The organism is Rhizobium gallicum bv. gallicum R602sp (assembly GCF_000816845.1).
In the GTDB taxonomy this organism is placed as follows: domain Bacteria; phylum Pseudomonadota; class Alphaproteobacteria; order Rhizobiales; family Rhizobiaceae; genus Rhizobium; species Rhizobium gallicum.
In genome coordinates, this window is the sequence record NZ_CP006877.1 from 1,652,365 (window position 1) to 1,661,494 (window position 9,130).

Sequence of the window (9,130 nt, forward strand, 5' to 3'; positions counted from 1 at the left end):
GTGAAGAACGGTTCGGAACACCGTTCAGAGGTTGCCGGGGTCATTTTTCAGAAATGGCCTCTTGCGATTTTTCTAGGATGGTTCTAAACGCTCGCCACGGTTCGATTACTTGAACCTGTGAGGCCTCGTGGCGGAGTGGTGACGCAGAGGACTGCAAATCCTTGTACCCCGGTTCAATTCCGGGCGAGGCCTCCAAACTTTATTCACCCCAGTTGTAAGTAGTCGATTTTGCTTGATTATTTCTCGGGTGCGGCAATCTGGACTTGAACCGCTCCGCCACACCAAAGCAGGTGTGGCAACCCGTTCCCGGTTTAACCGTCCGTCCCATCAGCCGCCGGCAACAATTTTGTGCCGATTCCGTCCCAATTGATCTTGCCTACAGCCATCCTCGCAAGACGTGCCCGGTTTGCATCCCGGGTGTAGATTTTCGACGTCTTTGCATCTTTCCAGCCGAACATCGCCTCAAGCATATTATCGGTCGCTTCGTTACGAGCGACATTCGTGGCCAGTCCCTTGCGCACGGAATGCGATGTCAGATGCGGCATTCCCGCCTGTCTCCACCAATCCGAAATGCGATTGCCAAGCCCCTTCACGCTGAACGGCTTGCCGAATTCTGTGACGAGGTGCGTCAATGCTGTGACTTTGTGCGTTGCCAAGACGCCTTCGAGAATCGGATGAATGGCGATCTCGATATCAACAGGCGTCCGGTTGCGATTCTTGAAGAGCCGAAGCTTGAATGCATCCAGCCTGCGATGCTGCGGACCAAGCACGGCTAGATCCGATACGCGCAAGCCTGTGTACGTCTAGATTGCCTCATAGAGCACAGCCTTGGAGTTTATGCCGTGATGCTCGATGAAGCGATCGACGTCTTCCGGCTTGGCCGTCTCGTGGCCAATCGCTGTAAGCGCGGAAAGGGTCAACGAGGCGCGCGATATTTGGCGAGATCGGCTTATTGTCCTTCTTCGTCTCAAAGACCTGGCGAAGGACTTTCAGGCGCTCGTCGGCTGCGAATGACGTTTCCTTCTTGCGATCCCGGAGAACCTCAACACCAAATATCTTGGCCATGAGCGGGTTGCAAAGGATGGCTACGTCGAGATCAGTGTTGACGAGCCGAACTCTCACACCGGCTACGACCGACGGCATGTCCTGAAGCACAAATATCTCTGGGAAAAGCAGAACGGCCCGCTGCCTGATGGGATGTTCTTGAAGTGCCTGGTTGGCGACAAGACGAACACCGAGCCGCCGAATTGGGAGCCGCTGCGCAACGCTGCCTTACCTCAATGGCCATCGCGGTTTGGGCTACGAGGCTGCGGAGCCGGAGGTCGGGCCTGCGATCATCGCGGTAGCGAAGCTCCGGCACGCTGCGAGAAAGGCAAGATCCAAGGCAGGTTGAAGCATGAATGAATTCGCACTCGCAACCATCCCGGGCGCCGTCGGCTATTAGGTGGACCGATCAATGGCCAGCAGCGAGCTCAACAGCGGACCTAGCCTCTTCAGCGGGCAGTCGGCCTTCATGCACCGCTCGACAAGTTCGCCACGCATGGCGCCATTTGTCGCTGCTCTGGTTGGGCTCGTGGATAAGCCAGTTCATTGCCTCCTCAGCCGAACCGACAATTATCCGGATACGGCCATCTCCCAAGACGAGGGGTTTCTTCCAACGTTGCGTCAACATGGTCTCGCTCCAAACGAAAGTTTCTCGGTCATAAGAAATCCGCCGCGGCGTCAGATCGTTCCATCGAATTTCAAAGAAGCAGGAGCGGTCGATGAACAAATTCGACTGCGGAGCAATGAAGCGCCCACGGCGGATAGCCTACTACCGGCGAGTCCATGACGCCGAGAACCGCGTCCTTCGCGATGGCCGGCACGACATCATCTTCGCGACGGAAACCGAAGCGCTCAAGGCCGCCAACGGTGCGTTCTTCGAACATCTCAACAGCCCGATCACCGGCATTTCCTCCATGGGCGGCAGCAAGAAGGGCGTGGCGAAGAAGACCGCGGAGGCGATCTTCCGGAAGGGGGAGCGGATCGAAGTCGAGCGTAAAGGAGCAGTCGCATGAACGCCAACGTCAAGATCGATTTGGAGAGCGCCTCGGCTCTCTGGAAGGATGGCTCATCGATCGGCGTCATCGCGACCAAGTATGGTGTCTCCCGGCAGACAGTCGGGACATCCCCGCTGCTGCAAATCCACGCTAGCGACGAAGAGCGTCTTGGTACAGGCAAGGAGCTGCATGAACTCGGCGTTCATCAATGCCGGTGGCCGCTGAATAACGGCTCTCCATTCCTGTTCTGTGCCGATGCGACCGGCGGTGATCTTTACTGCTGGCATCACATGAACCGCGGCTATCGCGTCAGGAAGGGTTGATGGTCGACCGTATCTCCTGCTGCATCCCATTTTGCAGCCGCACCACGAAGCACGAATGCCGCGAGTGGATTTGGCCGCTTGTCCGGCGCTACAATGCGCCGCCGCGACAGCAAGCTTGTCCGGCTCTACCAGAAGCGGTTCGAGAAAAATCAGTTCTGGGAATTAAAGACCGGCTCGCCGGAGAGGAGAGCGGCGGTTCGCCTTGCTGGCCTTTGCGCGAAATCATGGTCGGCGTGCAAGAAACAGGCGATCGAAAGGGCTGCTGGTATATGAGCAAAGGCAAGCTCGACGCACTTCTCGACGGGTCTCGGCATCAAGTTGGTAACGGTCTATCGACGCCGTGCGGCCGCGCAAACCAGCTCCGATGGGGATGTACGTTTGAGGCTTAGCCCGGGTGAACTTCCTGACGCATTCTCACTCGGGCTGCGGCGCGGGCACCAATTCGAGGCAACGCTTCAACGATAAAGAATCGTTTTGAATGCCGCGGGCAGTGCTGTTTAACTCGCCTCCATAGGAGGAGGAGTTCCCATGAAGAACGTGATTTTAGCAACTGCGCTTTTGCTCCCGTCGTCAGGCCTTGCCGCCCAGGCCGTGGAAGTCAATGCCCGCGCTCACACGTGTAGTCAGATTGCGCAGATGATCCGCCAATCCAAAGCGACTTTTGTACGCACCGGCTTCGGCGGCCGCAGCTTCCGCTATCCGCCGTCCCGCTGTAGGCTGGGTGACAAGCGCGCCATCGTCAGCTTGCGGGATGCCAACGGACAGATGTGCACCCTCGATTATGCGTGCGTTAATGATCCGGCATCACCCTATAATTGGTCCTTGGATTAGCGTCGGAGTCCAGGGGATAAGTAAACCGAAGGCGGCGCGTCGAACCTGGACCGGCCTGACCACCACAGCCCGCCACCTTAACCGGTGTGCGGGCAGGGATTAACGACCCAGGCAAGGTGATCAAGCTCGAAGACGGCATGATCTTCAATTGTGTTGTGACGGGTAACGCATGACACGTACCGAACGAGCGATCATGTCACAGGGCCAGCTTTAACATCAGAGTCGAATGTGGCTGAGCTCCAGTCGGCGATGAAATACTTCTCGACCGTAAGTTCACCCTTCTCAGCTCTGGCGGCCTTTGCTGCAGCGTTGAATACTGCTTGTGCCGCGTCGCGATCTTGGAAGTCGCCGATCAACGTGGTGTTGGGTAGCTTATACCATTTCTTTGCGGTAGGCGCCCATACCCAAGTCGACCATCCAAGTTTCTCCGCTTGAGCGATAAAGGCGGCGTGCGGATCTCGATGGGTGTCCGCTATATCGTAAACGGCAATGTAGCGTGCCATAGGCGTTCCTTTGCTGGTTGCATCAGCAGTTGATAATGAACACCCATGAGTCGCAAGTGCAGTTCAACAACGCGATCCGCTTTGCGCAGTGGTTTTACGGTTATTCGACTTCTCCACAGGATGCCAGCCAAGATGATCGAAAATATCGTGATGCTGGCCCTTATGCTGCTGGCGGCCCATTGGCTCTGCGATTACCCGCTGCAGGGGCAGTTCCTTTCCGACGCCAAACAATCAGGCCCGCTGCGCGTTTACCACCTGATCGCACATTCCGGCATCCAAGGCGCCGGCGTGGCGGTGGTCACAGGGAAAATCTAGCTCGGCTGGTGGCATGGCTGGCACACACGGCGATCGACGAGGCGAAGGTGAGGGGCAAGACGACGTTGGCCCAAGACCAGGCGTTGCATATCGCCTGCAAGATCGTCTGGCTCGCTTCCCTCGTTCTGTCCGCAACGCTGCTGGATGGGTCGTCTATATTGCTCTGGTGGCGATGATTTTTGCACTGTCATCTATCTCGGCATGGTGGCCGAGATGAGCGGGATGGTTGAACGCGGTGCACTGCTGGTGATGTGTATCGTGGTGGCGGTCACGCTGCTATGCTGGATATTGTAGAAATTCGTATCGCGAAGTGCAGAGTAGCTTGATGTTGTGGAAGCCTAATTCGAACGGTTCTCTGCCCGCCTCGCTCGGCGGCGGGCATTGCGCAACTCAGTGTAATAACATCGCGAAATCTCTGAGGATAGTCTCTCGAAGTCGATGATGCCGATGGGCCACGGTGCGCCAATGAGCGACCTCATCGTCAAATTGGACACCGCCATAGCAGTGGATGTGATGGCCGCCGTCGGCATGGAAGTAGATCTGAAGAACTCGCAGACACAGCTTGGCAAGCGCTTCGACTAGGAGGCGGAAGACCGCAAGGACCAGCAGAAGAATTTGCAGGTCACGCTTGGAGGCATGAATAACCAGATAGGCCAGATCACGCCGTTGCAATTCCAGCAGTCGCGCATGCTCGAACAGATCACCGAAAACAAGGCGGCCATCATAGAGACGAACAAGCGAACCGATCGCGTCGTGGAATCCTTCGGCGGCAAGCTGGTTGGCGAAAATGTAAATGAGGCTTTGACGCAGATCAAAGTTCTCAGCAGCAAGTTCGATGACGCCAATGGGCGGGCGAACAAGACGCTTTTTAGAACGCCGATCGTCCGGCCTTAGACCGCGTATCTAATAAAAAAAGAGCCCCGATCGTCGGGGCAGAGGTAATGACGAATACCGCTCATTGGGGGTGCGCGGCTCCCATAAGATGGGCTAGGTGATCTGCCCGTTAAACTAGCCCAAAGGTATTAGTGCGATTTCGCACAAAAATGCGGCCCTGCGTCCGGGGTTTGAGCAGGGCCAGATCGCCGGCTAGATGCGCGTGCGTAGTAGTGCCGCGCAATCCGATCAATTCAACGACTTAGCCGCCAAGATTGTTCCGCTAGCACATAAAAAAGCGCCGCCGAAACGCGAGGTAGGTGCTTTGGAGCGGGTACTCCTAATAGGATCTAACGAACGTATGAAAAGAATGCTCAATGCACACGATGCCATCTTGGCCCGCTTGCCACCGGCAGCGGAGATGATCCGAGGAGCCGAACGCCTGTCGACTGGAAAGCGAAGGGCTGTGCCCCGGAGACGACAGGGATGAAAAAAGGAGTGCGCCTACCTGGAGTGCGCCATAAATCGTATGGCAACCCCTAGTGTTTCGTAGCGCTGTCGATAGATGGCTTTCAAAGAAGCTCGGTGGGTGATCGCGGCGCTCCAGACGCTCGACCACCTCTCTCAGCGCGATCTCGGACTTGATATTGTCGATCGCCTCGCGGAAGGACTTCTCTATTGTCGGAGAATTCGCGTCGATGAGGGCAGATTTGCTGGCGAAGGGTGGCCGTTATTCAGCATCGGCGCCCTTGGGCCTACCTTCTTCGGAGCGGGAGCCTCATCCTTGATGATCTGCCCGAAGCCGATGGCTTGAAGTGAACCCGCCTCATGCGCGGAATGTCGACGATCTTTCGGTGCGTGCAGGCCCTATAGGTCTAATGCAGTAGCAATTTAGTCATAGGTGTTCCTTTCCATCGTTTCGGCTTTCGATGATACTCCGCCAAGCAGAGACACGGAGTGACGGATGGGAAACTTCGGGCCCGTGATTATCGCAAACATTCCCTATTCGGATTTGGAAAAGCTCTCAAATTCCGTGAAGAAGTGCGCCGGCGTTTACATACTCACGGCACCAAGCGGCGGACCAGGAACACCCGCGGTCGACGCTCACTGCTGGTTCCCATCACTCGATGACAGCATCCAATTCGAGCGTGAATGGGCGGCGCCCCACGACGACTGAGTCACGACAAGGACGACGTTGGTCACGCCATCGCAATTGCTGGGATCGCCGTTGACGACGCGATACGACTTGCCATTGGCCGTGAGGGCGAGAGATCGTGATCCCACGGACCAGATGGAAACCTGCACGTCTCCGGCCTGAATGACAGCCCTCGATCTCGCGCGCCGTGTATCCCACCGGCACGAGCTTGGCCGTGTACGATCTTTCGACCGGATCGCCGCCCAAGACAGGATCTCGAGGCGTTACGCGTGTTACGGTATCCCTCTGGCCGACTTCGCGATGAGGCGATCACCGGAGCCCTGCAAGCGTCTGTCGTTAAATTGTTCCATATTGCACCGCATATTAAAATTAGCAGTTGCTTGTGCACCTGCGAAATTGTGGCATCCTGCGAGCGATCAACAGGGGGTGCTATGACCGCCAAGCTATACTTTATAGGTAGACCACAACCAACACGCATGAACTGCCGGCAGATCGTCGATGCTGCCATGCTTGAATTGGTCGAAAGCCTGCACTCACAAGGTCTTGGACGAGCTGAGGTGGCCCTCGCCCTCGCCGACGCATCCGAAGACTACGTCATCAGGCTAGCGAGTGAGGCGGCTCACAGGGCCTAGGCTACCAGCGCGCGCCAGGATCGGCACAGTAACGGCCAGAGCAGTCCCTCGATCGTGGTTGCCAGCGGGGTGGCGAGCGCAACGATCTCGGCCACGTCGATTAAAGGAGAGGTTGAATACTCGACCTTCTCACGCTTGACCGTGCAGAGCCGGTTATGATCGGTGAATGGCTGCCAGGATTGGAAATCTCGAGGAAACGGCCTCGTAACTCGCGTTCACGATGGCATCGGAGATTCGGTCGTCCGACGTGACCATTTCCGGAGGGTGGTCATTCGTCACCGTCCGGCGCGAGCCCTCTTGAGCCTGTGCTCAGCAAAGACCTCGGCGCCCTCCGCGATGGAAGCGCGCCGGACTCATGCCCGGTTTTCCCACGTCGAATCCCAGATAGATCTGGATGCCTGTATGGGCGATACGAGCGTTCGGGCAACAAGGTAGCCGTCATCGCGCCGGCGCCTTCCCGCAACGGTTACAGCGTCGGTTAAATTCATTGTGGACCCAAGGTTAGGGGCGTAGCCGGGCACTATCCCAATGGATAGGCTCGATATACACACGCACGATTCATCTTTTGGTGGCGAAGTGCTTTTCTATCGATGCTTCAAGAAGGAGGAATTTCCCCATGGAAGCCCACAGGTATAACGTTCATAAGAATCTGAACATCTATTGGTCGGTGTTCGATGAAGTCACCGGGCAAAAAGCAGTGATCAACGGATTTGTCATGGACATGCTCACAGCCGAAGAGGCCAAGGAGTTGGTCGGAGCATTGAACCGCGAGTTAGATCAAGTATTTCTTCTGGCTGCGTGACACCGATGACACCGAGCATCAGACTTCCACTTCCCTGACGCTCGCAAGCCAGTCGTCGATCACTTCTTTAAACGCCTCCGGTCCGAGCAGGATCTCGCCCTGATAGGGTTCGACGGTCGCGCGTTCCGGAGCATCATCGTCGTAAGCGATGGTGATATGCAGCTGTTCTCGGCGTAATCCCAGCTCATCTTCGACGCGAACAGCTCTCCGAACCGCTCCATCAGCGGCGGGCCACCCCGCCGGATTTTCACTTCGCCATTCCATGCACAGTCAATGCCATGTCCAATGATGAAGCCGGAGGAGAATGCCGGGATTTTACGAGATAGAATAGGCGAAAAGAGTATGGCAGGCTGTGGCAGCCACGTTGATTTTTCCAAAGATTTTATTTCAGGCCAAGTGTGGCGGCATCCCTGGCAAACGTTTGAAAGCGCCAGGCTTGGTTATTCGGGGCGAGACCACCAAACTTCTCAATGTTTTGACATTTCGGCGTGCGTTTCATCGCCCCTCCGTACAATTCGTGATGCTAATAAATATGGCGGATTGCATTCGAAAGAAACTTCGCAATCGATTAGCTCGAAACCGTAACAGGTCGGAGGTTTTTCGCGTCTGCCAGGCAATTATTTGACAAACAATCATATTTTGGAAAATGAGCGCCTCTCCGGGAGTAACCTCCAAGGCAAAAGCCGGGCGCTGCGGTCTGGCTGAATTGCCGAAATCAGTCCGCTGTGATCCGATATGCCGGCCATTGAACAGGAAATTCGACAGGACGCACGCATTCCGCCCGGCTATAGCGTTCGGCAGCTTCTGGCATCGCCGCTGTTTGCAATGTCGCTGACGGAGGCGGCGAGCCGCCTCATAGCCATCTATCATGAGGCGCCGCGCGCGGTGCGCTATACCTCTGATCTGCGCCGTTGGCTCGTCGCCCAGGCCGCGCTCGCCTTCTATTTCGAGCGTCGGACGGATGCGAGCTGCGAGGATCTGACGGTTACGCGTCTTACCGAGTTTGCGCCGCTGCACCAATTCGCCAGCAGGAATACGATCGCTTCCTATATTGCGCAGATGCGCCAGTACAAGCTCTTCACCGAACGGGAGAGCCCGGACAAGAGACTGCGGCCGTTGGCGCTTTCCGAAGCGGCGGAGCATCTTATCCGCAACTGGTTCGACAGCCATATGGCATCGCTGGATAGATTAGACGGAGGAGAGCGGCTTGCTCTTTCCCAGGCCGACCCACGGCTGCTTTACTATTCCCATCCGCCCGCTGCCCGGGCACTCATCGCCGATCCGCGCTGGAACGATCCGCCGGAAAGCGTGAGGACCTTCACGTTCACCAATCTCGGCAGCAACGTGATCCATGACCTGGTGGCCCGTTTTCCCTCGGGCAATACGCTTTCCGAGCGCTGCTACGTTGGCGAACTGAGGCCGGGAGATCTTGCAAGCCGCTACCATGTCTCGCGCACGCAGATCGTGCGCGTCCTGAACCGTGCGAGAGCCCTCGGCGACATCGGCTGGGACGGCTCGCAATATGGCGAGAAGTTCTGGATTTCCGCCCGCCTGATCGAAGATTATCGGGGATGGCAGGCCGTCAAATTCGAAGCGCTGTCGAGGTCGATGAGCGACGCTTGCGCGCAGATATACATATAATGCCGCGTTCAGGCG

Annotated in this window: 12 protein-coding genes and 1 tRNA gene; 9 read left to right on the plus strand and 4 right to left on the minus strand. The window is 56.7% G+C overall.

All coding sequences use genetic code 11. The features are described 5' to 3' along the window. The first annotated feature begins 121 nt into the window (after positions 1–121). Positions 122–195, plus strand: a tRNA-Cys gene (locus tag RGR602_RS08210). A gap of 116 nt (positions 196–311) precedes the next feature. Here the strand turns inward: RGR602_RS08210 and RGR602_RS34825 are convergent. Next, a complete protein-coding gene (locus RGR602_RS34825) occupies positions 312–770 on the minus strand; it encodes a tyrosine-type recombinase/integrase (RefSeq protein WP_170250633.1) in 459 nt (152 codons plus the stop codon). A gap of 683 nt (positions 771–1,453) precedes the next feature. Further along, the gene (locus tag RGR602_RS35405; RefSeq protein WP_082046506.1) at positions 1,454–1,672 is read right to left on the minus strand and encodes a DUF982 domain-containing protein; all 219 of its coding nucleotides are present in this window, start codon (positions 1,670–1,672) and stop codon (positions 1,454–1,456) included. A 91-nt stretch (positions 1,673–1,763) separates the two neighbouring features. On the opposite strand from RGR602_RS35405, the gene RGR602_RS08220 reads away from it, so the two are divergent. The 4 genes from RGR602_RS08220 to RGR602_RS08235 all read left to right on the plus strand — a co-directional run bounded on the left by RGR602_RS08220 (position 1,764) and on the right by RGR602_RS08235 (position 3,193). Further along, a complete protein-coding gene (locus tag RGR602_RS08220; RefSeq protein WP_039844690.1) occupies positions 1,764–2,057 on the plus strand; it encodes a hypothetical protein in 294 nt (97 codons plus the stop codon). Next, positions 2,054–2,362, plus strand: coding sequence for a hypothetical protein (locus tag RGR602_RS08225; RefSeq protein ID WP_039844691.1), 309 nt, complete (start codon positions 2,054–2,056; stop codon positions 2,360–2,362). The genes RGR602_RS08220 and RGR602_RS08225 overlap by 4 nt, the downstream gene beginning before the upstream one ends. Then, positions 2,362–2,751, plus strand: a complete 390-nt coding sequence (locus tag RGR602_RS37000) for a hypothetical protein (RefSeq protein ID WP_170250631.1) — start codon at positions 2,362–2,364, stop codon at positions 2,749–2,751. The genes RGR602_RS08225 and RGR602_RS37000 overlap by 1 nt, the downstream gene beginning before the upstream one ends. A 139-nt stretch (positions 2,752–2,890) precedes the next feature. Next, a complete protein-coding gene (locus tag RGR602_RS08235; RefSeq protein ID WP_039844693.1) occupies positions 2,891–3,193 on the plus strand; it encodes a hypothetical protein in 303 nt (100 codons plus the stop codon). A gap of 191 nt (positions 3,194–3,384) precedes the next feature. On the opposite strand, the gene RGR602_RS08240 is transcribed toward RGR602_RS08235, so the two are convergent. Further along, complete coding sequence (locus RGR602_RS08240) at positions 3,385–3,696, minus strand: hypothetical protein (RefSeq protein ID WP_039844694.1); 312 nt, start codon at positions 3,694–3,696, stop codon at positions 3,385–3,387. Positions 3,697–3,828: 132 nt separating this feature from the next. On the opposite strand from RGR602_RS08240, the gene RGR602_RS08245 reads away from it, so the two are divergent. The 3 genes from RGR602_RS08245 (at position 3,829) to RGR602_RS08270 (ending at position 7,474) form a co-directional block, all read left to right on the plus strand. Further along, on the plus strand, positions 3,829–4,011 hold the full coding sequence (locus RGR602_RS08245) for a DUF3307 domain-containing protein (protein ID WP_166677328.1): 183 nt from the start codon (positions 3,829–3,831) through the stop codon (positions 4,009–4,011). Positions 4,012–4,647: 636 nt separating this feature from the next. Continuing rightward, the gene (locus tag RGR602_RS08250) at positions 4,648–4,905 is read left to right on the plus strand and encodes a hypothetical protein (protein ID WP_170250630.1); all 258 of its coding nucleotides are present in this window, start codon (positions 4,648–4,650) and stop codon (positions 4,903–4,905) included. Positions 4,906–7,288: 2,383 nt separating this feature from the next. After that, on the plus strand, positions 7,289–7,474 hold the full coding sequence (locus RGR602_RS08270) for a hypothetical protein (protein WP_039844700.1): 186 nt from the start codon (positions 7,289–7,291) through the stop codon (positions 7,472–7,474). Positions 7,475–7,492: 18 nt separating this feature from the next. Here RGR602_RS08270 and RGR602_RS08275 read toward each other — a convergent pair whose 3' ends face one another. Further along, on the minus strand, positions 7,493–7,738 hold the full coding sequence (locus tag RGR602_RS08275; protein WP_039844701.1) for a hypothetical protein: 246 nt from the start codon (positions 7,736–7,738) through the stop codon (positions 7,493–7,495). A gap of 471 nt (positions 7,739–8,209) precedes the next feature. Between RGR602_RS08275 and RGR602_RS08280 the strand changes: the two genes are divergently transcribed. After that, positions 8,210–9,115 carry a hypothetical protein gene (locus tag RGR602_RS08280; protein WP_052451508.1) on the plus strand — a complete coding sequence of 302 codons (906 nt, stop codon included), beginning with the start codon at positions 8,210–8,212 and terminating at the stop codon, positions 9,113–9,115. Positions 9,116–9,130 lie beyond the last annotated feature (15 nt).

Bases quoted from the DNA above. Each gene is read 5' to 3' on its own strand.
- RGR602_RS08275 (WP_039844701.1), bottom strand. From the start codon at position 7,738: ATGGAATGGCGAAGTGAAAATCCGGCGGGGTGGCCCGCCGCTGATGGA.
- RGR602_RS35405 (WP_082046506.1), bottom strand. From the start codon at position 1,672: ATGTTGACGCAACGTTGGAAGAAACCCCTCGTCTTGGGAGATGGCCGT.
- RGR602_RS08270 (WP_039844700.1), top strand. From the start codon at position 7,289: ATGGAAGCCCACAGGTATAACGTTCATAAGAATCTGAACATCTATTGG.
- RGR602_RS08245 (WP_166677328.1), top strand. From the start codon at position 3,829: ATGATCGAAAATATCGTGATGCTGGCCCTTATGCTGCTGGCGGCCCAT.
- RGR602_RS08235 (WP_039844693.1), top strand. From the start codon at position 2,891: ATGAAGAACGTGATTTTAGCAACTGCGCTTTTGCTCCCGTCGTCAGGC.
- RGR602_RS08220 (WP_039844690.1), top strand. From the start codon at position 1,764: ATGAACAAATTCGACTGCGGAGCAATGAAGCGCCCACGGCGGATAGCC.
- RGR602_RS08250 (WP_170250630.1), top strand. From the start codon at position 4,648: ATGAATAACCAGATAGGCCAGATCACGCCGTTGCAATTCCAGCAGTCG.
- RGR602_RS08280 (WP_052451508.1), top strand. From the start codon at position 8,210: ATGCCGGCCATTGAACAGGAAATTCGACAGGACGCACGCATTCCGCCC.
- RGR602_RS37000 (WP_170250631.1), top strand. From the start codon at position 2,362: ATGGTCGACCGTATCTCCTGCTGCATCCCATTTTGCAGCCGCACCACG.
- RGR602_RS08225 (WP_039844691.1), top strand. From the start codon at position 2,054: ATGAACGCCAACGTCAAGATCGATTTGGAGAGCGCCTCGGCTCTCTGG.
- RGR602_RS08240 (WP_039844694.1), bottom strand. From the start codon at position 3,696: ATGGCACGCTACATTGCCGTTTACGATATAGCGGACACCCATCGAGAT.